This window comes from Xanthomonas sp. 3075, assembly GCF_014197275.1.
Lineage (GTDB): Bacteria > Pseudomonadota > Gammaproteobacteria > Xanthomonadales > Xanthomonadaceae > Xanthomonas > Xanthomonas campestris_B.
In genome coordinates this window covers 105,613-128,115 of sequence record NZ_JACIFI010000012.1, presented here as the reverse complement: position 1 = coordinate 128,115, position 22,503 = coordinate 105,613, and the positions used below count along the sequence as shown (strand labels likewise).

23 protein-coding genes are annotated in these 22,503 nt (G+C 63.4%); 10 read left to right on the top strand and 13 right to left on the bottom strand.

Going from position 1 to position 22,503, the window contains the following annotated elements:
- Positions 1 to 17 precede the first annotated feature (17 nt).
- Positions 18 to 1,529, top strand: a complete 1,512-nt coding sequence (locus GGR62_RS13020; protein ID WP_184408306.1) for a S41 family peptidase — start codon at positions 18 to 20, stop codon at positions 1,527 to 1,529.
- A gap of 309 nt (positions 1,530 to 1,838) precedes the next feature.
- Here GGR62_RS13020 and GGR62_RS13015 read toward each other — a convergent pair whose 3' ends face one another.
- The 3 genes from GGR62_RS13015 to GGR62_RS13005 all read right to left on the bottom strand — a co-directional run bounded on the left by GGR62_RS13015 (position 1,839) and on the right by GGR62_RS13005 (position 3,926).
- The gene (locus GGR62_RS13015) at positions 1,839 to 2,825 is read right to left on the bottom strand and encodes a D-2-hydroxyacid dehydrogenase family protein (protein WP_184408305.1); all 987 of its coding nucleotides are present in this window, start codon (positions 2,823 to 2,825) and stop codon (positions 1,839 to 1,841) included.
- The gene (locus GGR62_RS13010) at positions 2,825 to 3,145 is read right to left on the bottom strand and encodes a DUF1820 family protein (RefSeq protein WP_184408304.1); all 321 of its coding nucleotides are present in this window, start codon (positions 3,143 to 3,145) and stop codon (positions 2,825 to 2,827) included. Before GGR62_RS13010 ends, GGR62_RS13015 begins: the two co-directional genes overlap by 1 nt.
- A gap of 88 nt (positions 3,146 to 3,233) precedes the next feature.
- The gene (locus GGR62_RS13005; protein WP_184408303.1) at positions 3,234 to 3,926 is read right to left on the bottom strand and encodes a rhomboid family intramembrane serine protease; all 693 of its coding nucleotides are present in this window, start codon (positions 3,924 to 3,926) and stop codon (positions 3,234 to 3,236) included.
- Between the two features lie 216 nt (positions 3,927 to 4,142).
- Between GGR62_RS13005 and GGR62_RS13000 the strand changes: the two genes are divergently transcribed.
- Together GGR62_RS13000 and GGR62_RS12995 are read left to right on the top strand one after the other, a co-directional pair.
- A complete protein-coding gene (locus tag GGR62_RS13000) occupies positions 4,143 to 5,495 on the top strand; it encodes an outer membrane protein transport protein (protein ID WP_184408302.1) in 1,353 nt (450 codons plus the stop codon).
- Positions 5,496 to 5,839: 344 nt separating this feature from the next.
- Positions 5,840 to 6,541 carry a 2OG-Fe(II) oxygenase gene (locus GGR62_RS12995; protein ID WP_184408301.1) on the top strand — a complete coding sequence of 234 codons (702 nt, stop codon included), beginning with the start codon at positions 5,840 to 5,842 and terminating at the stop codon, positions 6,539 to 6,541.
- Positions 6,542 to 6,670: 129 nt separating this feature from the next.
- Here the strand turns inward: GGR62_RS12995 and GGR62_RS12990 are convergent, their stop codons facing one another.
- Positions 6,671 to 7,765, bottom strand: a complete 1,095-nt coding sequence (locus GGR62_RS12990) for a PA0069 family radical SAM protein (protein ID WP_184408300.1) — start codon at positions 7,763 to 7,765, stop codon at positions 6,671 to 6,673.
- A 134-nt stretch (positions 7,766 to 7,899) separates the two neighbouring features.
- Between GGR62_RS12990 and cls the strand changes: the two genes are divergently transcribed.
- From cls to GGR62_RS12960, 7 genes are all read left to right on the top strand, one after another.
- On the top strand, positions 7,900 to 9,360 hold the full coding sequence (cls, locus tag GGR62_RS12985; protein ID WP_184408299.1) for a cardiolipin synthase: 1,461 nt from the start codon (positions 7,900 to 7,902) through the stop codon (positions 9,358 to 9,360).
- Positions 9,361 to 9,436: 76 nt separating this feature from the next.
- The gene (locus tag GGR62_RS12980; RefSeq protein WP_184408298.1) at positions 9,437 to 9,703 is read left to right on the top strand and encodes a hypothetical protein; all 267 of its coding nucleotides are present in this window, start codon (positions 9,437 to 9,439) and stop codon (positions 9,701 to 9,703) included.
- Positions 9,704 to 9,713: 10 nt separating this feature from the next.
- Entirely contained in the window at positions 9,714 to 10,481 is a 768-nt protein-coding gene (locus GGR62_RS12975; protein WP_184408333.1) for a pyridoxine 5'-phosphate synthase, read from the top strand.
- A 137-nt stretch (positions 10,482 to 10,618) separates the two neighbouring features.
- Positions 10,619 to 10,876, top strand: a complete 258-nt coding sequence (locus GGR62_RS21250) for a hypothetical protein (RefSeq protein ID WP_260305951.1) — start codon at positions 10,619 to 10,621, stop codon at positions 10,874 to 10,876.
- A gap of 63 nt (positions 10,877 to 10,939) precedes the next feature.
- Positions 10,940 to 11,668, top strand: a complete 729-nt coding sequence (locus GGR62_RS12970) for a transglutaminase family protein (RefSeq protein ID WP_326520258.1) — start codon at positions 10,940 to 10,942, stop codon at positions 11,666 to 11,668.
- Positions 11,668 to 12,333, top strand: coding sequence for a hypothetical protein (locus GGR62_RS21245; protein ID WP_260305949.1), 666 nt, complete (start codon positions 11,668 to 11,670; stop codon positions 12,331 to 12,333). The genes GGR62_RS12970 and GGR62_RS21245 overlap by 1 nt, the downstream gene beginning before the upstream one ends.
- Positions 12,327 to 12,776: a hypothetical protein gene (locus GGR62_RS12960; RefSeq protein WP_184408297.1), complete on the top strand. Its 450-nt coding sequence runs from the start codon at positions 12,327 to 12,329 to the stop codon at positions 12,774 to 12,776. The genes GGR62_RS21245 and GGR62_RS12960 overlap by 7 nt, the downstream gene beginning before the upstream one ends.
- A 214-nt stretch (positions 12,777 to 12,990) precedes the next feature.
- Here the strand turns inward: GGR62_RS12960 and GGR62_RS12955 are convergent, their stop codons facing one another.
- From GGR62_RS12955 to recF, 9 genes are all read right to left on the bottom strand, one after another.
- Positions 12,991 to 13,401, bottom strand: coding sequence for a biopolymer transporter ExbD (locus GGR62_RS12955; RefSeq protein WP_011035269.1), 411 nt, complete (start codon positions 13,399 to 13,401; stop codon positions 12,991 to 12,993).
- 3 nt (positions 13,402 to 13,404) lie between these two features.
- Positions 13,405 to 13,827 carry a biopolymer transporter ExbD gene (locus GGR62_RS12950; RefSeq protein ID WP_011035268.1) on the bottom strand — a complete coding sequence of 141 codons (423 nt, stop codon included), beginning with the start codon at positions 13,825 to 13,827 and terminating at the stop codon, positions 13,405 to 13,407.
- Positions 13,828 to 13,885: 58 nt separating this feature from the next.
- Positions 13,886 to 14,647, bottom strand: coding sequence for a TonB-system energizer ExbB (gene exbB / locus GGR62_RS12945; protein ID WP_184408296.1), 762 nt, complete (start codon positions 14,645 to 14,647; stop codon positions 13,886 to 13,888).
- A gap of 85 nt (positions 14,648 to 14,732) precedes the next feature.
- Positions 14,733 to 15,290, bottom strand: coding sequence for an energy transducer TonB (locus GGR62_RS12940; protein ID WP_184408332.1), 558 nt, complete (start codon positions 15,288 to 15,290; stop codon positions 14,733 to 14,735).
- Positions 15,291 to 15,557: 267 nt separating this feature from the next.
- A complete protein-coding gene (locus GGR62_RS12935; protein WP_184408295.1) occupies positions 15,558 to 16,754 on the bottom strand; it encodes a tetratricopeptide repeat protein in 1,197 nt (398 codons plus the stop codon).
- Between the two features lie 285 nt (positions 16,755 to 17,039).
- Positions 17,040 to 17,846: a M48 family metallopeptidase gene (locus GGR62_RS12930; protein ID WP_184408294.1), complete on the bottom strand. Its 807-nt coding sequence runs from the start codon at positions 17,844 to 17,846 to the stop codon at positions 17,040 to 17,042.
- A 61-nt stretch (positions 17,847 to 17,907) separates the two neighbouring features.
- Positions 17,908 to 18,744 carry a CPBP family intramembrane glutamic endopeptidase gene (locus GGR62_RS12925; RefSeq protein ID WP_184408293.1) on the bottom strand — a complete coding sequence of 279 codons (837 nt, stop codon included), beginning with the start codon at positions 18,742 to 18,744 and terminating at the stop codon, positions 17,908 to 17,910.
- 69 nt (positions 18,745 to 18,813) lie between these two features.
- Positions 18,814 to 21,258, bottom strand: a complete 2,445-nt coding sequence (gene gyrB / locus GGR62_RS12920; RefSeq protein WP_184408292.1) for a DNA topoisomerase (ATP-hydrolyzing) subunit B — start codon at positions 21,256 to 21,258, stop codon at positions 18,814 to 18,816.
- An 81-nt stretch (positions 21,259 to 21,339) separates the two neighbouring features.
- The gene (gene recF / locus GGR62_RS12915) at positions 21,340 to 22,479 is read right to left on the bottom strand and encodes a DNA replication/repair protein RecF (RefSeq protein ID WP_184408291.1); all 1,140 of its coding nucleotides are present in this window, start codon (positions 22,477 to 22,479) and stop codon (positions 21,340 to 21,342) included.
- Positions 22,480 to 22,503 lie beyond the last annotated feature (24 nt).

The following is a 22,503-nucleotide window of genomic DNA, read 5'->3' as shown; positions in this document are numbered from 1 at the left end:
CTTTGTCGGAGTGCTTCATGCGCGTAGCCGTCCTGTCCGTTGCCCTGTCGCTGGCCCTGTTCGCTTCACCCGGTTGGGCGCAGAAAGCCAGTCCCACCGCCGAGCAGGCCACTGCGGACGATCCGGAAGCCAATGAAGCGGCCGTCTCCAAAGTCCCGTTGGACGAGATCCGCCGCTTCGTGGCGGTGTACAACGCGGTCAAACAGGCCTACGTCGACCCGGTCGAAGACAAGAAGCTGATGCACGCCGCAGTGCGCGGCCTGCTCTCGGACCTGGACCCGCACAGCACCTATTTCGACAAGGAAGACGCCGAAGCCTTCGACGAACAGGCCACCGGCGCCTACGACGGGATCGGCGTGGAATTGCTGCAGCAGCAGGACAACACGCTCAAGGTGATCGCGCCGATCGACGACACCCCGGCCGCGCGTGCCGGCATTCGTGCCGGCGACGTCATCGTGGCCATCGACGGCAAGGCGATCGACGCCAGCAAGGCGATGGAGCCGCTGCGTGGCGATTCCGGCAGCACGGTGGTGCTCACCATCATGCGCGAGAAGACACCCAAGCCGTTCGATGTCAGCTTGAAGCGCGAGACCATCCGCGTGGCCAGCGTGCGCAGCAGGCTGCTGGAGCCGGGCTATGGCTACATCCGCATCAGCACCTTCCAGGCCGACACCGGTGCCGATTTCCAGAAGAACCTCAAGCAGCTGCAGGCCGGCGGCAAACTGCGTGGGTTGGTGCTGGATCTGCGCAGCAACCCGGGTGGTCTGCTGACCTCGGCAGTGCAGGTGGCCGACGATCTGCTCGACAAGGGCAACATCGTCAGCACGCGCGGGCGCATCTCCATCAGCGATGCCAAGTTCGACGCCACCCCGGGCGATCTGCTCGGTGGCGCGCCGGTGGTGGTGCTGGTGGACGCCGGCTCGGCCAGTGCGTCAGAGGTGCTGGCCGGCGCCCTGCGCGACAACCAGCGCGCGCGCATCATCGGCAGCCGCACCTTCGGCAAGGGCTCGGTGCAGACGGTGTTGCCGCTGGACAACGGCGATTCGGTCAAGCTCACCACCGCGCGCTATTACACGCCCAGCGGCAAGTCGATCCAGGCCAGCGGCATCGTGCCCGAAGTGATGCTCAGCCCCGAACCGCAACCGGGCGACGCCGACGTGCCGGCCAGCCTGGCCGACTACAGCGAAGCCACCCTGCCGGGCCACCTGCGTGGCGACGAAGAGGGCGAAGAGGGCTATAGCGCAGGCGACGTGCTGCCGGGCGACGGCCCGATTGCAGCGGCATTGGCCGAACTCAAGCAACCCGGCTCCGCCGCCAAGGCACAAGCCGCCCGCAAGGCCAAGGCACAGGCAGCGCAGAAGGCGAAGGCCGCCAAGACAGCGGCCGACCCCAAGCAGTCAGCAGCGCGTCCAGCCAGTACGGACAAGCCCAAGACGGCCGAACCCGCTGACACTGCCAAGCCGCCGGTCGCGCCGGCAGCGCCAACCGCGCCAGCAGAGACGCCCAAGCCGGTCGAGCCAAGCAAGTAAGGCTGGGCAAGGCCCCGCTGCTGTGCGTTCGCGCAGCAGCGGACCTGGCGGTGGCGCACTTGGCAGTGAATGCGTTTGCGACCAGGCAGGCTCTTTGCAGATCATGCCCGTTCGGTTGAACCGGTTTGAAACTGCAGTGCTGCGGTCGCGTCACCGTCCACAAGCAACGCTGGCGCGGCGATCGCCAAGGCGCCTGGCATTGCCGTTGACTGATTTCAAAAGTGGTCAGATCGAGGATGTTCGACCTACCCAGTGGCGAGGTGTGCAAGCGCAGCGCCATGAACCGCATGGTCTGCAACTGCAGTGGCGTTACCGCACGATCGCCAACGCTTCGGGATTGACCAGGTTGCGCGGCGAGCCCGCAGCAAACGCCAGCACATTGTCGAACGCTGCATCGAAGTACAGCGCGTAACTGTCGCGTTCCACATAGCCCAGATGCGGCGTGGCCAACACGCGCGGATGCTGCAGCAACGGGTCGCGCGCATCCAGTACCGGTTCGCGTTCGAACACATCCACTGCGGCCTGTGCAGGGCGCCCGGCGTCGAGCGCGGCCAACAATGCGCCGGGCGCAATCAACTCGGCGCGGCTAGTGTTGACCAGCAACGCATCCGGGCGCATGCGCGCCAGATCCTGTGCGCTCACCTGGTGGCGGGTCTGTGCGGTCAGGCGTCGATGCAGCGACAGCACATCGCTGCGCTCGAACAGCGCTTCACGGCTGGCGGCGATCTCGAAGCCATCGCGTGCAGCCTGCGCGCAGGAGGCTTCACCACCCCACACCAGCACCTGCATGCCGAATGCCCGGCCAAAGTGTGCCACGCGTTGGCCGATCCGTCCGTAACTCCAGATGCCCAGCGTGCGCCCATGCAGTACGCGTCCCAGTCCAGGATCGCCGAGCGCCTGCCAACGGCCCTGCTGCAGGGCACGCTGATAATCGCTCAAGCGGCGGCTGGCCGACAGGATCAAGGCCCAGGTGAGCTCGGCCGGCGCCACCGGCGAACCGACGCCCTCGGCCACCGCCACTCCGAATTCGGTGCACGCGGCCACATCCAGATGCGCACCCACGCGCCCGGTCTGGCTGATCAGTTTCAGCCGCGGCAAGCGCCGCAACAGCGTCGCGTCCACGCGGGTGCGTTCGCGGATCAGCACCAGCGCGTCGGCTTCGACCAGGCGCTCGGCCCATTCGTTGGGATCGGTGGCCAGCGCGCCCAGCACCTGCACCTCATGCCCGTGCAGCCGCTGCAGGCAGGGCAGCTGCCGCACCGCGCCCTGGTAATCGTCAGGCACCAGGATGCGCATCAGCGCGGCTTGCCCGGCAGCGGGAACGGCGTGACCACCTTGTCGCCGGTGGCGGCATCGCGGATCACCGACTGGCCTTTCTTTTCCACTTCTTCGATCCGCACGATGCTTTGCATGGGCAGGTGCAGCGTCTTGGTGTTGCCGAACTCTTCGCGCAGGCGTTCTTCGGTGGGATCGACCACCAACCCGTCGTGCACGTCGAACACCAGCTCGCCGATCTGGTTGAAGCCCCACAGATGGCTGCCGGTGACCTGCCGCGCGTAAAGCTCGTACACCTTGCCGTGATTGAGGAAGGTGACTTTGTACAAGGGCTTGGACATGGCGCAAGTATAGGCGCGCCAGCGCAGCCGAGGTCGTGCAGCCCCTGCGCCGCGCAGCACGGCCGTTCGCATCGACTCGATCACCGCGCTAGAACCCGTGGCGCTTGCGCAGCCGTCGCGCGATCGCCGCACGCACATACAGCCCATAGACGATGCCGAACACGAAACCTGCGATATGCGCCGACCATGCCACCATGCCGAACGCCGGGCCGATATAGGCGAACACCACCTGCAGCAGTGCCCAGGCGCCGATCAGCAGCGGCGCCGGCACCCGGATGAATTCCAGAAACACCCCAAGCGGCAGCACCACGCCCAGCTTGGCGCCCGGAAACAGCGCCAGATAGGTGCCGATCAACGCCGACACCGCGCCCGAGGCGCCGATGATCACCCGGTCCGGGGTGCCGATGGCGAAGATCGCCGCCAGATTGGAGGCCGCACCGCCGACCAGGAACAGCAGCAGCAAGCGCCACGGCCCCAGAATGCGCTCGGCCGGCAGCCCGAAGATCAGCAGGAACACCAGATTGCCGAGCAGATGCGACCAGTCGGCATGCAGGAACAGCGCAGTGAACAAGCGCAGCACGCTACCGTCGCGCAGCGTCGCCCACCAGTCGGCCAGGTTGGACACGCCGCTGGACAGCGCGCCCCAGTCCAGCCACAGCGTATTGCGCGCTTCGCCCGGCCGGCTGATCGACCACAGATAGGCCAGCCACACCGTGGCAAACAGCAGCGGCACCGCCCAGCGCGGCGCGGATTTCTTGCGGGAGGGGATCGAAACGAACATCGGAGTGGCACTCTAGCGGGTTCACGCTCCTGAACCCATCCCTAACCTGTCTGAGCGATCAAAATGCACTTTGTTATTGTTCGGTTAATCGTCATGGGTATACTACGTACGGCGTCGTATGTCGGGGGGGGGTCTCCGGCGCGCTCCAGCAGCCACTTGGCGCTGGGCGCGGGCGCTGTACCGACCACTGCAGTCCTTATCCGGAGAGCAACACTTATGTCTACCGCTTCTACTCTTAGCCGCGCCACCCTGTTGGCCGTTGGTATCGCCGGTGTGCTGGCCGTTGGCCAGGTCCACGGCGCCGCGTTCCAGTTGAAGGAAAACAGCGCCAAGGGTCTTGGCCGCGCCTTCGCAGGTTCGGGCAGTGCCCCCGACGATGCCTCGATCATCGCCAACAACCCGGCCGGCATGCGCCAGCTCGACGGCCGCCTGTTCCAGGCCGACGTCAGCGCCATCAGCTTCTCGGCCAAGTTCCAGGGCGACCGCGCCAGCTATGCCAACGGTGCGCCGATCTCCGGCGGCAATGGCGGCGACGCCGGCATGATCGCGCCGGTCCCGGCGATGTACTTCCACGTGCCGTTCGGCGAGAACGACAACATGCACCTGGGTACCTCGCTGACCGTGCCGTTCGGCTTCAAGACCGAATACGACCGCGACTGGGTCGGCCGCTACCACGGCACCAAGACCGAGCTGCAGGCGATCGACTTCAATGTCGCGTTCTCCTATGACGTGAATCCGTACGTGTCCTTCGGTGCCTCGGTGTTCGCCGAGCGTCTGGATATCGACCTGGCCAACGCCGTGGACTTCGGCAGCATCCTGGCTGCGCGTCGCGTGCCGGGCTTCGCACCGGGCAGCGCCGATGGTTACTCGCGCATCAAGGGCGACAGCACCGAAGTGGGCTTCACCCTCGGCGGCTTGTTCAGCATCGACGAAAACACCCACATCGGCTTCAGCTACCGCTCGGAAGTCGAGCACAAGATCACTGATGGCGACGCCGACTTCAGTGCCTCCGGTGCAGGTGGTACTGCCGCGCTGGCCGTGCTGGCACAGGCAGCACCTGGCACCTTCGTCGACACCAAGGGTCGCGCCACGGTCAAGCTGCCGGCCAGCGCCACCGCCAGCTTCACCCACAACGTGAACGAGCAGTGGTCGATCATGGCCGACGTCACCCGCACCGCCTGGAGCAAGTTCGACCAGGTGACGGTGGACTTCGCCTCCAACCAGCCCGACAGCGTGCTGGACTTCTCCTACCGCGACACCACCTTCGCCTCGATCGGTGCCGATTACCGCATGAGCGAGACCGTGACCCTGCGCGGCGGTCTGGCCTACGACCAGACTCCGACCACCGCCGAGCACCGTGACGTGCGCGTACCGGATGCGAGCCGCAAGTGGGTGTCGGTAGGTATGAGCTGGCGTCCGTCGGACAAGGCCGAGTACAACTTCGGCTATACGCACCTGTTCACCAGCGACCCGACCACCAACCGCACCACCGCCACCGGCAACACGCTGGTCGGTGATTACCAGGTGCGCGGCGACGTGCTGGCTGCCTCGATCAACTACAAGTTCTGATCGACGCTCGGCCACACGTGTGATGAAAACCCCCGCTTCGGCGGGGTTTTTCTTTGCGATCGTGCGGACGCTGTGCGCGTGCACCGATGCTGCACGCGCGCAGCATCGTCATCGACAAGACCGACGCAACGCGGCGTTGCCTTGCGTGGCAGGGACACTGCGGCGGAAGATCCGGACGGCGCGGCGCCGGTTGCACTGGCGCGGTCTTGCGCGCGAAACCCGCCAGGTCCAGCAGCGCGCATCGAAGCAACCCCGGCGCGACATGGCGCAGCGTATCGATCCACGTGTGTGCACTAGCGGCACCGATCATGCAGGCTGCGGCCGAGGTTGCTATGGTCATGCGCATGGACCAACCCGACTTCATCCAGATCACCGACCACGCGGTATCGCGCGAGGATTGCGCGACGATCGTGCAACGCATGCGCGCCAGTCAGCAGCTGCAACCGGGGCGCGTCGGTAGCGGCGTGTTTCCCGACCTCAAACACAGCCGCGACCTGCGCATCAGCGGCGTGGCCGAGTGGGCGGCAGCGGAAAACCGCATCCAGCACGCTGTTTTCGAGGGCGTGCTCACCTATCTGCGGCGCTATCCGCAGGCGCTGATCTCGCCATTGATGTTGCAGGTCACCACCGCCGACGGCAGCCCGCACCGGCTGGTTGCCGAAGACATCGTGCAGATGAGCGACCAGGCGCTGGGCGATCTGGCACGCACCTGCCTGCGTCCGGGCGCGATCAATCTGCAGTGGTACACCGCCGACCAGGGCGGGTATCCGTATTGGCATTGCGAACTGTATCCACGCGATGCCAGCGCCGACACCTTGCACCGGCACCTGCTGTGGACGCTGTACCTCAACGAGGAATTCGAACAGGGCGAAACCGAATTCCTGTTCCAGCAACGCAAGGCACGCCCCCGCACCGGCAGCCTGCTGATCGCGCCCACCGCCTTCACCCACACCCACCGCGGCAACCGCCCGGTCGGCGGCGACAAGTTCATTGCCACCAGCTGGATTCTGTTTCAGTCGGCGAGCGCCTTGTACGGCGGGGAATAGGGAATAGGGAATAGGGAATAGGGAATAGGGAATAGGGAATAGGGAATAGGGAATCGCAACGGCAACAGCAATCGCAACAGCGCGGCACTGCTGTTGCGATTCCCGATTCCCGATTCCCGATTCCCCGCCCTAGAACAACTGCCCCTGCGGCGATGCCGGCACCGGTTTGACCGGTGGAGCGGGGCGGCGGAACTTGGCCGTGTCCAACCGCGGCATCTGGCGTGCGTCGAAACCGCAGCGGCGGTGGGCCAGCGCGAAACGTCGTGCCAACAGGTCCGCGTACACGCCTTGCCCACGCATGCGCGCGCCGAAGGCGCTGTCGTAATCCTTGCCGCCGCGTAGTTGCTGGATCGTGCTCATCACATGCGCGGCGCGTTGTGGGTGATGGGTCTGCAGCCAGTCGCGGAACAGCGGCGCCACTTCGTGCGGGAGCCGCAGCAACACGTAGCCGGCGCTGTGCGCGCCGGCATCGGACGCGGCCTGCAGAATCGCTTCCAACTCATGGTCGTTGATCCACGGAATCACCGGCGCGGCCATTACCCCGACCGGCACGCCGGCCGCGTGCAGCGTCCGCATCGCGCGCAGGCGGGCATGCGGTGCGGACGCGCGCGGTTCCAGCTTTGCCGACAGCTGCGGGTCCAGCGTGGTCACCGAAAAATGCACGTTGACCAGGCCCTCGCGTGCCAGCGGCGCGAGCAGGTCCAGGTCGCGCGTCACCAACGCATTCTTGGTGATCAGCGTGAACGGATGGCGCGTTTCCCACAGCACCTCGATCAACCGCCGCGTCAGTGCACGTTTGCGCTCGATCGGCTGGTACGCATCGGTGTTGATGCCCAGTGCGATCGGGCTGGGCACATAGCCCGGGCGCGACAATTCCCGGCGCAGCAGCTCCGGCGCATTGGTCTTGGCGAACAGCTTCGTCTCGAAATCCAACCCGGGCGACAGATTGAGATACGCATGCGAGGGCCGTGCGAAACAGTAGCTGCAGCCATGCTCGCAACCGCGATACGGATTGACCGATTGCGAAAACCCGATGTCCGGCGACTGGTTACGGCTGATGATGCTGCGTGCGGTTTCCTCGGTGACTTGCGTACGCAATGCCGGCGCGACGAACTCTTCGCCGTCGTCGGCGTACCAGCCATCGTCCACTGCCTGTTGGGTGGTGACTTCGAATCGCCCGGGCAGATGGCCGGTCGCACCACGGCCCTTGATCGCGCTCGCCATCGGCGCATCGTACTGTCGGTGAGTCTCAGACGCCGCGACGGCGCGCGCTCGGATGAAGCTTTCAGATCGCTACCTCGGCGCCACGTTGCTCGCCCGGTCATCGCAGCGTGGCATGCGGCCCGTAGAATCCGCGCATGCTCGCATTCGTCCAGAGCGCGTGGGACTGGTTGGCCACCATTCCCCACCTCGAAGCGCTCCTCATCGCCGCCTACGTGCTGTATCTGCTGTGGATCTCCAGCTGGATCGTGCTGCAGAAGCGCGAGCCGGTGGCCACGCTCAGCTGGGTGCTGTCGCTGGCCGCGCTGCCGTATCTGGGTCTGCTGATCTACTACTGGCTCGGCCCGCAGAAGGTCAAACGCCAGCGCCTGCGCCGCGGCCGGTCGCGCTCGGGCATGGAGAGCTATAGCAGCGTCTGCCCACCGGACGCCGACTGCACCGAACTTGCCAAGATCGCCCAGTCCACTACCGGTCTTGCGCCCAGCAGCGCCACCGAAGTGCACTGGCTGGTGGATGGCGCGGCTACCTACGCCGCCATCATCGAGGCGATCCGCGATGCACGCGACCATATCCATCTGGAGTACTACATCTTCCAGCCGGACCACAGCGGCACTGCGATCTGCGCTGCGTTGATGGAGCGCGCGCGCGCCGGGGTCAAAGTGCGCTTGCTGATGGATGCGGTGGGCTCGTCGGCGATGACCCGGCGCGTGCTGCGTACGCTGCGCCAGGCCGGGGTGGAAACCGCCTGGTTCCATCCGTCCCAGCTGCTCAAGCCGTTCAAGCGGCCGTGGCTGAATCTGCGTACCCATCGCAAGGTGGTGGTGATCGACGGCCGGGTCGCCTTTACCGGCGGCATCAACGTCACCGACGACGAGAACGAGCAGGTGCGCGTGGCCGCATATCGCGACCTGCATGTGCGCCTGCAGGGCCACGTGGTGCGCAGCCTGCAGCTGGTGTTCCTGGAAGACTGGCTCTACGCCACCGGGCAGGGCCGCATCGCGTTCCAGGGCCAGCAGTTATGGCCGGAGGACGTGCCAAGCCGGGCGCAAGGCGATGTCGATGCGCAGGTGCTGGTCTCCGGCCCGGATTCGTCGTGGGAGTCGATCCATCGCCTGATGGTGGCGGCCATCCACGAGGCCAAGCACCGCGTCTGGCTGGTGACCCCGTACTTCGTGCCCGGCGAGGCGGCGCGCATGGCGCTGACCTCGGCCGCACTCGGCGGGCTGGACGTGCGGCTGCTGGTGCCACGGGTCAGTGATTCACGCCTGGTCACCTACGCCGCGCGCTCTTACTTCGACGAGCTGCTCGAAGCGGGGGTGCGTATCTATGAATACGGCCCGCGCATGCTGCATACCAAGGCGCTGCTGGCCGACGACGACGTCAGCATCGTCGGCAGTGCCAATTTCGACAGCCGCAGTTTCCGCCTGAACTTCGAGCTGTCGATGCTGTTCCGCGACCAAGCGGTGGCGGCAGAACTGGCCGGGATGATAGAGACCGATCTGCAACAGGCGCAGGAAGTACGTTTCGTGCAGCACCGGCCGTTGTGGCGCTCGCGCCTGCCCGAGGCCTGCGCGCGGCTGCTGTCGCCGCTGCTCTGACCCATGCCGCGCAGCTCACGTGGAACCGCGTCGGGCACGGCGCTACACTGCCGCCATTGATCGGGGGGAACGCGTCATGCATTGGCTGTTTCTGCTTATGGCACTGGGTGCGCTGGTGCTGGCTTTCAGCACGCCGCACGTGTGGTTGCTGGTGGTTTCGCTGCTGGTCGCATTGCTGCTGCTGTTGCTGTGGACACGCGGCTGGTTCGCCTCGCGCATGGACGGCACCCAGCGCGCCACCAGCAGCATGATCGACCCGGCCGAACTCCGTCGCCTGCGCGAGATTGCCGAAACCCGCAAAGCGGCGCTTGCAGCACAACGCGATGGCGAACCACAGGCGTGAGAACACCGTCGTGACCACCCGGCTCAGCGTCAATGTCAACAAGATCGCGGTACTGCGCAACTCGCGCGGCGGCCTCGATCCGGATGTGGTGCACGCCGCGCGGACCTGTATTGAAGCCGGTGCGCACGGCGTCACCGTGCATCCGCGCCCGGACCAACGGCATATCCGCGCAGACGACGTGCTGGCGCTGAGCGCACTGACACGTGAGCACGGAGTCGAATTCAATATCGAAGGCAACCCGTTCGCACCACCGCGCGCCGGCTATCCGGGGCTGCTGGAACTCTGCCGTGCCACACGCCCGGACCAGGTCACCCTGGTGCCCGACAGCGATGGGCAACTGACCTCCGACCACGGCTTCGATTTTGCGCAGGACACAACCCAGCTGGACGAATTGATCGCTGCGTTCAAGGCGCTGGGCAGCCGGGTCAGCCTGTTTGTGGATGCCGGCAATCCACGTCTTGCCCACGCCGCCGCGCTGGGTGCGGACCGTATCGAGTTGTACACCGGACCGTACGCGTCTGCGCATGCCAGCGGGCAGGTGGATACCGTATTGGCGCTGTTCGCCGATGCCGCGCAGCGTGCCAGTGCCGCCGGCCTGGGCATCAATGCCGGGCACGATTTATCGCAAGCCAACCTTGGCGACTTTCTCGCCGCCGTGCCGGGCGTGCTGGAAGTCTCCATCGGCCACGCCTTGATCAGCCAAGCGCTGTATCAAGGGTTGGATGCGACCGTGCGCGCGTACATCGACATTCTGCATGGCGGGCGCGTTGGCGTCTGAGCCTGCGCGGTAACGCCTACGTCCGGTGTGATAGCGCACTGCAGCGACGCTAATTGCGAGAACAAAGAAGTGCATCAACTCCGGACGTGGGCGTATAAACTGGCCTTGCCAACGACTCGCACAGCCGGGGAACGGAGATGCCAAGCACTTTGCCAAGGATTGCAACCAGCTTATTTAGTGCCTTTCTGCTGCTCGGATCGACAGGCGATGTGACAGCTTCGCCTCCTGGCGATTTTAATGTCTCGCAGGCGCCTGACAGCAATATTGCGACCCTCCGGAAACTGCTCGACCAGCCCGAAGAGCAAATCGACTTGGCGCGGGCCAAGGTCACGATTGACCACATGGTCGATCCGAAGATCGACGCGAACGGTATGCTCCGCCAGCTCGACCAATAGGTCGCCAAGATCCGCTCTCGCCTCCCGCTTGGTGCCACCAACAAAGTGAAAGCGGACATCTTGGTGTCGACGCTCTACGAGCCAGGGGTGTGGAACGACAGCCGCCCCTTCGGTTACGACTATTCCGATCCTTACGGGCAGGACATCAATAAATCGCTGCTGTCCACGTATCTGGCCATCCGCAAAGGGCAATGTGTCGTCATGCCGACATTTGTTGTGCTGTTGGGCCAGAAGCTAGGCTTACCGATGACACTGACGACGGTTCCCTACCATCTGATCGTCAAGTACGGCGACGAAGAGCGGGGCACCTGGACCAATCTCGATGCCACCAGCGGTCTGTTCCATGATGACAGCGGCTACGAACAAGCGCTGAACATTTCGCCATTAGCGCTCAAGAACGAAATCTTCTTGCGACCCTATTCGCAGAAGGAATCTGTTGCACTGTTCGCCACTGCGGTGCTCGCGCCGCACTACCTCAAGAAGGGTCAGGCAGAGGAGGCCCTGCAAGTACTCGACTTGATCCTAGCCGCCAACCCCAAGGACACGGTAGCCATGACGCTCAAAGCCAATGCTTACGGCCTATTGGTGGAACAGCGCTTCAGGAGCAAGTACCCAAAGGCCGACCAGATCCCGGCGGCAGAACAGGCAGAGTTCAAAACCTACAATAGCCAGATCGTTGCGTGGCGCACCAATGCTGAGACACTAGGCTGGCGCGAGTGGACGCAGGCCGATTGGGACAAGTATCTAAAACGCTTCAGCAACGAGAAAACGAAAGACAACGGAGGTAAGTGATGGACAAGCTGAAGGTTTCGGCCAGTGCCTTACTGGCGTTGTCGTCCCTGATCTGTGGCCACGCGCCGGCGTCCACTGATCCAGTAAAGGTCAATCCGAATACCGGCACCAGCTTTAATCGATACAGCTATGCCAACAACAATCCCTATAAGTTCATCGATCCTGATGGGCGCGAGGTAAGGTACGCCGTTGGTGGAACCGTTAATGAAGCACAGCTGCGTGGTTTTCTGGTCAGAATGGCCTTCTCGCCTACAGGGCGATCCGAGTTTCAGCAGTTGGAACTATCCAAAAACACCTACACCTTCCAACTTGACTCCAGGGCGTCGAATTGGTTTGACCAGTCAAGCAACACGATCTATGTCAATCCTGTTTCTCATACCATCATTCAATCAAGCGGGGAAACGCTCGCACCAGAACTTATCGGTATACACGAGGTTTCACATGGAGCCCAATATGATCGTCTAGGTTCTGATGCTTTTAACCAAGCACTTCAGCCCACTCTCACTAAGGCTACTGACTCGAACGGCAACACTACCGTCACACGTGGGACAAGTCCTGAGGAAACCCGCGCGACACAGGTTGAGCAGGCTGCGGCTCAAGAAATAGGTTTGCCCGCTCGGCAAAATTACCAAGACGTCTGTCGTCGAGGAGAAGATGGATGCTAAAGCACGTGCTAGTTGCTGCAGTGCTGACCGTACTCCCTACGGCATGCTTCGCAACGCCGAAAGAGGCGCATGATCAAGATGCGGTTAGCCTGACGAAAGAACTGCGCAACTCACGGCATTTTTGGCTCTACTTCGTCACCAGAACCGAAGATTATTCGTTGACGAATGACCAAATAAAGGTGCAATCCACGATTCGGATCTACAGAGTGTGCGGCGCAAACTGCGCCAACACCCTTGATTTGGTTGTACAGCATTTACGTAACGCACAGCCCATTGCCTGTATTCCTGGGCCAGGAATGGAGAATGTCTTACTGGAACTCTCATCTGGCGAGCACGTTGTCTATAGCCATGCAGGGCTACAATTAAAGCTTAACAACCATTGCTATCTGAGCAGCATCAGCATCAATAAGGTTCTTGATCAGACTAACTATATCTTCAAGTAATTGGAGTAGTCAGCTGCTATTATCTGATGATTAACCCCCCACATCATCCATCCAGATAATGTGGTGTAACCAGAAGCCAAATCCACATCGGTCAAGCTCCTGGATTTGGGTTCAGACAGAAACCCTACGGTGGATTCAGAATAAAAAAAAACGCCACCGTTTCCGGTGGCGTTGCAGTCGCGTCATGACTGGTGTGTTGCGATGTTGCGATGTCTTACTGCATGAAGCCGATTTTCTTCATCTGCGAGTTTTTCGCAGCAGCCAAGACCTTGGCCATCACTTCGTACTCCGCATCTTCATTGGCATCGATGCGCAGTTCCGGCTGATTGGTCGGATCGGCCTGCACCACTTCTTCCATCTTCTGCTGCAACTGCGCGACCGGGGTCGGGCTGTTGTTCCAGAACACCTGGTTGCTGGCGTCGATCCGCAACTCGATCGGCGGCGGCGGCTCGGTCGTCTGCGGTGGCGGGTTGAGCACCCGCTGCGGCAGATCCACGGCGATCGGGTAGGTCATGATCGGCGCGGTCACGATGAAGATGATCAGCAGCACCAACATCACGTCCACCAGGGGCGTGACGTTGATGTCGGCCATCGGGCCACGGTTTCCACCGGTACTGAATGCCATGGCTTACTGCCCCTTCTCTTTGGTTGCAACGAAGCCGACGTCCAACATGCCCTGACCCTGCGCGATCTTGGTGATCTCGTTGATCGTACGCATCTTGGTGGTGCGGTCGCCGCGCAAGTTGAGCGGCGGTTGCGGGGTCTGCTGTGCTGCGGTGGACAGGCGCGACTCCAGGGCTTCCTTGGAAATCGGCTCGTCGTTCCAGTACAGCGACCCGTCTTCCTTGACGGCCAGGGTGATCGGTGCGGCACGTTTCTCCGCATCTTCCTTCTGGATCAGGTTGGCCTCTGGCAGCTCCACCTTGACCTTGTGGGACATCAGCGGTGCCGTAATGATGAAGATGATCAGCAGCACCAGCATGACGTCCACGAGGGGCGTCACATTGATGTCGGCCATCGGGCCACCGCTGTTTCCACTACTGAAGGCCATAACGGGCTCCGTCTAAATCGTTGCGAAGGCGTTCTTTACTAACGGATCTGCGACGCGATTAGCGAACGCGCGAACCGGTGGCGAAGAAGTCGTGCAGGTCGTGGGCGAAGGTGTCGAACTTGGCGATCACCGAGCTGTTGACCTTGGAGAAGAAGTTGAACGCGAACACGGCCGGGATGGCGACGAACAGACCGATTGCGGTCATGATCAGCGCTTCACCCACCGGGCCGGCAACGGCGTCGATGGAGGCCGAACCGGTGGCACCGATCTTGATCAGCGCGCCGTAGATGCCCCACACGGTACCGAGCAGACCGACGAACGGTGCGGTCGCACCGACGGTGGCGAGCAAGGTCATGCCGGACTGCAGACGGGTGCTTTCGCGGGTCACGGCCTGACGCAGGGCGCGATCGACGAATTCCGAACGGCTCAGGGTTTCACCCAGGCCGCCAGTGGTGCCCTCGGCACGCTGGTGGTGGGCAGCAGCCTGGGCAGCGTCCAGTGCGATCTTGGAGAACGGCTCGGAAGCCGGCTGCTCTTCCATGGCGCGGATGGCGTCCTGCGCATTCGGCGCATCCCAGAACGCGGTGGTGACGCGGTCAGCCGCGCTCTTCAGACGGGTGGCGCGGAAAATGTTGATGACAGTCCAGTACCAGGAGGCAGCGGACATGGCGATCAGGGTGATCAGCACGACCCAGGACACGGCGAAGTCGCCGGGCTGAGAGGTCATTTCGGTGATCAGATGCTCGAAGCCCATCTGCGACAGAGCGGCCGACGGATTGGAGCCCCCTGCAGCGGCGGCGATAAAGAATTCCTGCAGCATGACGCTTACCTTTGTTGTGTGTGGTGATGAAGGGTGGAGCGAAAGGAAGACAGGATCCTGGGCCGACCGTAGCCGGCCCGTGGGATCAGTTCAGAGCAAAGTTGACCGGGACGCGGACACGTCCGGCGGCTTTCTGCCCGTTGACAGTGGAGGCATTGAACTTCCACTTGCGTGCTGCGTCCATCGCGGCACGGTCAAGGTCGCGGTTGCGGCTGGACTTTTCGACCGACACGTTGGTCACGTTGCCGTTGGCATCCACATCCACGATCAGGATGACCTCACCTTGGACACCGGCACGGAATGCAGCCGGCGGGTACTTCGGCGGGTTCATGTTCTTGGACGAGATATCGACACTGGCGCCGATATCGCTCGGCGGAGTCGGAGGACTCGGCGGGCTAGGCGGCGTGACGATATCGCTCGGACGCGGTTCGGGAACATCGACGACCGGCGCTTCCGGCGGCGGCGGAACCGGTGACGGCTTCGGCGGCGACAGATTCTTGACCGGCGGCGGCGGCTTGTCTTCCGGCGGCGGCGGCGGCGGCGGCGGCGGGGGAGGAGGCGGTGCATCCACCAGGGTGACCATGGTGGTGCGCTCCTTCTCTGCCGGAGCCTTCGGCGCCACTGCAGGGATCAGCAACATCATCAGTGCAGTGAGGTGCAAGGCAATTACAAAAGCAATGCCGATAATGCGGGCCCAGCTCAGACCCTGGTTCCCGGCATCATAGTCATGCCTGTGGATAACGAGTTGTTCCGTCATGCGCCAATGGCTCTTTCAGTGGGGGCCCCGGATCACGGTGATGATCCCCAGGTTTTCGGACGGCTTTGACACCGCAGGAACTCCCAAGCTTATACCAATCCCGAGTCCTGTAACCACTAAAAACACAGGGATTTCGGGGGTTTATTTTCTTTTTTACTTCAGGTTGATGATCTTCTTGGCGTCTTCGGGTTTTTTAACACCCTTGGCGATCGCCTGCTGCGCGGCCTGCTTGGCCTCTGGGATGCGACCTTCCGAATGCAGCACCTTGGCCAGATTCAGATAGGTCTCGCCGTCCTTGGAAAGCGGTGCGGCCTTCTGCCAGTTTTCGATCGCCTTCGGCACATCCTCGCTGTAGTAATAGGACTGCGCCAATGCGAGGTATGTCTGATAATCAGGCTTGAGGATGCCTTTTTGCATACCTTCATTGATGACTGCGATGACGTCCTTTTCCTTGTTCTCGGTGTTGGCGTAGATGGAATACAGCTGTTTGTATTCCTTTTCTTCGGTCAACTGCCCGGCAGCGCGCAGTTTGTCCATCACTGCGGCGGCCTTGTCCATCTGGTCGGCCTGCATGTACATGCTGGCGAGATTGAGCTGGGCCTTCTTGTCGTTCGGCGTCTTGGCGGCGAGCGCCTCGGCGGCGGCAACGGCTTCACCGGTCTGGCCGGCTTCGGCATAGGCGGCCATCAGCAGCTGGTTCCAGGTGTCCTTCGGCTCCGGCGAGGCAGCGATGGCCTGCTTCAACACCGGGATCGCTTCCTTGTAGCGCTCGGCCTGATACAGCGCCTGGCCCTTGAGGATCAGATCTTCCGGGCGCTGCGACTTGCTCTCGGCCAGATACTTGTCGAGCGTGGCCAGGCCTTCGGCCTGCTGGTCGTCCTGCAACTGCAACTGCGCCAGCATCAGCATCGACTGGAACTGGCCGTTGTTGTCCAGCGCGTTCAGGCCGATTGCCTGCTGCAGATAGGTCTTGGCAGCGGCGGTGTCGTCCATGTTGTACGCCGCCTGGGCGGCCAGCTGGCCCGCCAGCGCCTTGTCGGCTTCGTTGGCGGCGCTGTTGGCCAGGATCTCGTCGGCCTGTGCCCGCACCGCCGGGAAATCCTCGCCCTTGTTGAAGGTTTCAATCAGCTTCTGCAGCTTGCTGCTCAGCTTGGACGAGGGCTTGACGGTCGGCGCGGTACGCGTGGCCTGCGGGTACAGCTCTTCCGCCTTGCCACTGCTCTTGGACTTGCGGCTGGCGCGCTCGGACGAACGATCCGACTGCGCGACCGCATCGGCGACGACAGCCCCACCCAACGACGCGGCGATGAACAGGGACAACAGGGCTTGCTTGCGGTTGAGCAGTTTCATGTTTCACCTCGGACGAGCCGCCGTCGGGCGGTACGAAAAGCGGAATGGACGCTGTACGAAAAATCTGAGCCGGCAAACTTAGCAGAAAGTCTCAGTTCCCGAAAACGGTTTCCATGCTGTATTGCGACAATCGGTACGTGAATTCACGGTCTTAGCATGACTGACACATGTTGCGAGCGATCGTCAGCTGTGTGAAATCGCGCTCTCGAGACCCTACGTACATGAGCGTATGGGCGTAGGCGCCCAGGCTGGCCCGACCATCACGACGAACCTGTGTTAGGTGTACTAGCCGCATTTTGGCGTCCGGCCGGCCTGGCGCGCCTGTTCATACACTGGCTCAAGCTGATTGACGTCGGCCTGCAATTCGCGGATGCGGTTGGCAGGGTCCGGGTGCGTGGACAGCCATTGCGGTTGGCGGTTGCCGCTGGCCGCCATCATGTTCTGCCATAGCGTCACCGCCTGCGCGGGATCAAATCCGGCTTGTGCCATGAGGCGCTGACCCACCACGTCGGCCTCGCTTTCCTGGGTGCGCGAGCCCGGGAGCAGGAACACTGTCTGCGCGGTCATACCGCCGACCTGGTTCACCGCGCTGGCCGCGCCGTCGCCGTAGGCCGCACCGGCCAGTGCGCCGATCACACCCAGACCGGCCTGTGCGCCCAGCTGGCGGGTGATGCGTTCTTCGTGGTGGCGCGAGATGACATGCCCGATCTCGTGCCCGAGCACGGCGGCCAGCTGATCCTGGGTCTTGGCAACGGTGAAGATGCCGGTGTTGACGCCGACCTTGCCGCCGGGCAGGGCGAAGGCATTGGCTTCGTCATCCACGAACAATGCGGTTTCCCAGCGGGTTTCGCGCCATTTCGGCGGCAACTGCGCGACCAGGGTATTGACCACGCATTGCACGTAGGCGTTCTGCTTACCGTCGGTGCTGACTTTTTCCTTGGCCTTGGTCTGCGCGAACGACTGCGCGCCGAGCTGGTCGAGCTGCTCTTGCGACACGCCTCCCACCACCTGTCGGCGGCCGGTGGGCGAGGTGGTGGTGGCACACGCCGTCAGTGCAAGGACGGTAACAACGAACAAGAGCCTGGCTTTCATGCGATCCCCCTAAAACTGTGGGGGCATTTTGGCAGGCTCGGCTTAACATTTCGTCAAACGGTCAGCCGATGCCAAAAAAGTACAGCGCTGCCAAGGCGGTCGCGTTGTTGATGCCATGTGCCGCGATGGGCGCCCACAAGGTTCCGGTGCGCCAATACAGCCACGCAAAGGCTGCGCCCATGCTGCCGTAGATCAGCCATAGCTGCGCGATGGCAGCCGGGCCATTGCCGCTGACACCGGGCACCTCATGCACCAGGGCGAAGATCGCGCTGCTCAGCCCGATGCCGAGCCACGGGCGTCCAGCTGCGAGCAGACGGCCGAACAACACGCGCCGGAACAGCAATTCCTCGTACGCCGGGGCAATCACCACGGCAAACAGCACCAGCGCCAGCGGCCACTGTTTGATCGCTTCTTCCATCAGCGGCAGGTTGGTCGGCACCGGCTTGATGCCCAGCGCGGATGCGGCGACGCTGACCAGACTGCTGAGCGCAAAGACACCCACTGCGATCAGCCCGGTCCAGCCCCAGGTGGCCACTCGGCGTGTGGCGGCACGCGAGGCGAGCTGTTCGGCCGCAGTGGCGCGGCGACGCCAGTAGTACAGCACCACCGCCGGCGTGGCGGTGCTGACAAGCGCGGTAACCAGCTGTGTCAAGACACCGGGAGGGCCGATCATGGCCATGATCTCGGTGGACGAGAGCGTTATGCCCTGTGCCTTGGCTGCCATTGCCGCGCTGATGCCGCGGGAGGCGCCCCAGAGCGCGAAGCAGGCCACGCTCAGCGTCAGGAGCATGCCGGTGGCGATCAGCACATCGATGCCAAAGCCGAGCAAGGGGGGAAGCAGCGGGGATTTGCCGGCCTCCGGCAACGGGGCCGGACGCGGTAACGGATCTGCGCTCATCATCATCCTGAAAAGCCGCAGCCGCCAATCCACCGCTTGCGCGACGCGTTGGCGGCGACAGACAGTGGCTCAGATATCCAGGTTGGATACCTTCAGCGCATTGTCCTCGATGAAGTCTCGACGTGGTTCGACCACATCGCCCATCAAGGTGCTGAAGATCTGATCGGCGGCCACGGCATCCTCGATACGCACCTGCAACAGACGACGCGTGTCCGGGTTGACCGTGGTTTCCCACAATTGCTCGGCGTTCATTTCGCCCAGGCCCTTGAAGCGCTGGACCTGGCGGCCTCGCTTGGCCTCTTCCAGCAGCCAGGCATGCGCCTGGGCAAAGCTGGTGATCGGGTGGGTCTTGTTGCCGCGCACGATCTGGGCGCCTTCGCGGACCAGGTCGTGCAGGGCCAGCGAGACCTCGCGCAGCGGACGCAACTCGCCGCTTTCGAATGCGCCCATCGGCAGCACCTGGGTGAATTCCTCGCCCATGTGCCTGCGCACCGCCACCAGCGACGCCGAGGCGCTGTCGGTAGCCGGGTCGAAACGCAGCTGGTAGCGCGCCGTGCCCAGGGTGCCACGGTTGAGCACTGCCTGCAGCGCATCCAGGGTGGGGTGCACCTCGCCTTCGGCCTGCAACTTGTCCACATCCAACGGCGGCAGGTCGATCAGCGCGGTAAGCAGCGCCGGGTCGTAGCGGTGCGCATTGCGTGCGATCGCTTCGTTGGCGCTGGTGAACAGCATCAACAGTTTTTCCAGCGCCTCGCCGGTGATCGGCGGCTCGTCGCTGGCCGGAATCAGCGCCGCACCTTCGACCGCATTGCTGGCCAGGTAGGCGTTGAGCGCCGCGTCGTCCTTCAGATACAGCTCGCTCTTGCCCTGCTTGAGCTTGTACAGCGGCGGCAGGCCGATGTAGATGTAGCCGCGCTCGATCAGCTCCGGCATCTGCCGGTAGAAGAACGTCAGCAACAGGGTGCGGATGTGCGAGCCGTCGACGTCGGCATCGGTCATCAGGATGATGCGGTGGTAGCGCAGCTTGTCCGGGTTGTACTCGTCGCGGCCGATGCCGGTGCCGAGCGCGGTGATCAGCGTGCCGACCTGGTCGGACGCCAGCATGCGGTCGAAACGCGCGCGCTCGACGTTGAGGATCTTGCCGCGCAGCGGCAGCACCGCCTGGTTCTTGCGGTTGCGGCCCTGCTTGGCCGAGCCACCTGCCGAGTCACCCTCGACGATGAACAGCTCCGACAGTGCAGGATCCTTTTCCTGGCAGTCGGCGAGCTTGCCGGGCAGGCCGGCGATGTCCAGCGCGCCCTTGCGGCGGGTCAGGTCGCGCGCCTTGCGGGCGGCTTCGCGCGCGCGTGCGGCATCGACGATCTTGCCGGTGATGGCCTTGGCTTCGTTCGGATTTTCCTGCAGGAACTCCTGCAGGCGCGCACCGAAGGCGTTTTCCACCGCCGGGCGCACATCCGAGCTGACCAGCTTTTCCTTGGTCTGCGAGGAAAAACTGGGGTCGGGCACCTTCACCGACAGCACCGCGATCATGCCTTCGCGCATGTCGTCGCCGGTCAGGGCGACCTTCGCCTGCTTGGCGATGCCGTTCTGCTCGATGTAGTTGCTGAGCACACGCGTCAGCGCCGCGCGGAAACCTGCCAGGTGGGTGCCGCCATCCTTCTGCGGGATGTTGTTGGTGAAGCAGTACATGGTTTCCTGGTAGGCGTCGGTCCATTGCAGGGCCACGTCCACCACGATGCCGTTGTGCTCGCCGGTCACCGAAATCACGTTGGGGTGCAGCGGCGACTTGAGCTGCGCCAGATGCTCGACGAAGCTGCGGATTCCGCCTTCGTAATGAAAATCGTCGCGGCGGCCTTCGCCGCGCTCGTCGATCAGCGCGATCTTGACCCCGGAATTGAGGAACGACAGCTCGCGCAGGCGGCGCGCCAGGATGTCGTAGTGAAACTCGACGTCGCTGAAGATGGCCACGGCCGGCTTGAACCGCAACGTGGTGCCGCGCTTGGTCGAGGCTTCGAGCTGCTTGAGCGGATATTGCGGCTCGCCCAGCGCGTATTCCTGCTGGTAGTGGAAGCCGTCGCGCCAGATGTCCAGCCACAGGTGCTCAGACAGCGCGTTGACCACCGACACGCCCACGCCGTGCAGACCGCCGGACACTTTGTAGCTGTTGTCGTCGAACTTGCCGCCGGCGTGCAGCACGGTCAGGATCACCTCGGCCGCGGAGACGCCTTCTTCCTTGTGGATATCGACCGGCACGCCACGTCCGTTGTCGGACACGGCGACCGAGCCATCGACCAGGATCTTGACCACGATATCGTCTGCATGGCCGGCCAGGGCTTCGTCGACCGAGTTGTCGACCACCTCGAACACCATGTGGTGCAGGCCGGTGCCGTCATGGACATCGCCGATGTACATGCCGGGGCGCTTGCGGACGGCTTCCAGGCCACGCAGCACGGTGATCTTGCTGGAGTCGTAGGTGCCGTTGGGAGTGGGCGAGGTGTTCTGTTCTTCGGTCATGCGAGTGCCGTTAGCTCCACAACACGGGCACAGACGGCGGGAGCCGCTTCGCACCGTGGGAAAAAGGGGATAGCGGCCGAATTATACCAGTCGGCCCGCCCCGGCCGTGGAAGCCCAGTCTGAGGCTGTCTGCGGGGCGACCTTACCCTGTTCCACGTGGAACCGGTGCAGCATCGCACCTGCGTCGGCGAGTCCGGGAGGAACTTCCGTGGCGGTGATCAGTACCTGGGCGGGCGCGTTGGACAACCGGTGCAACACGCGCGCCTGATGGTGCCGATCCAGCTCCGAGCCCAGATCGTCCAATGCGATGACCGGCCACTCGCCGCGCTCATGGGCGAAGTCTTCTGCCTGGGCAAGCAGGCAGGCGAGGGCGGTGAGCTTGGCCTGACCGCGTGATAGCGCATCCTTTCCTGGCAGCGCGTCGAACGCTGGGATCCAGTCGGCACGATGCGGCCCTTGCGAGGTGTAGCCGTTCTGGCGGTCGCGCTCGCGCGCCAGCAGCAAGGCATCGGCGAGCGATACCTCATGCCGCTTCCAACCTGGCGCGAACGTGAGCGCAGACAGCCCAAGCGATGGCGCGATGGCGGTGGCGACGGGAATCAGCCGTTCCTGCAGGCGCTCCAGGTAGCGCAGGCGACGGGAGGTCAGGGTTTCGCCGGATTCGGCGAGTTCCTGGTCCCAGGCATCGAGCATCCGGGGTTGCGCCCCTTGCTTGAGCAAGGCATTGCGTTGTTTGAGTGCGCGGGCATAGCGCCGCCACAGCGCCAGGAAGTCAGGTTCCACGTGGAACAAGCCCCAATCCAGAAAACGACGGCGTGGCTCTCCGCCACCGCTGATCAGCACATGGCTTCCGGGTTCGAAGGTCACCACCGCCAGCGCAGCGCATAACGACCCAAGCTGCGCGACATCTTCGCCATCCAGGCGCCCAGTCCACTCCTGGCCGCTGTGGCGCAAGCCAGCCTTACGCGAGCGGGCGCCCGCATCTGCGCCACGTTCGCGCCATTCCACGAACACTTCCAGGTCATTGGCGCCTTGCTGGATCAGGCCATCGCGCACGCGTCCGCGAAAACTACGCCCATAGGCCATCAGATGAAGCGCTTCGAGCACGCTGGTCTTGCCGGCGCCATTGTCCCCAGTCAGCAGGTTCAAGGAGCTGGCTGGTTGAAACTCGACAACCTGGAAGCGACGAAGTCGATGGATGGACAACCGTACTACGTGCATCGCTGGGTCTGCTCCGGACTGTGA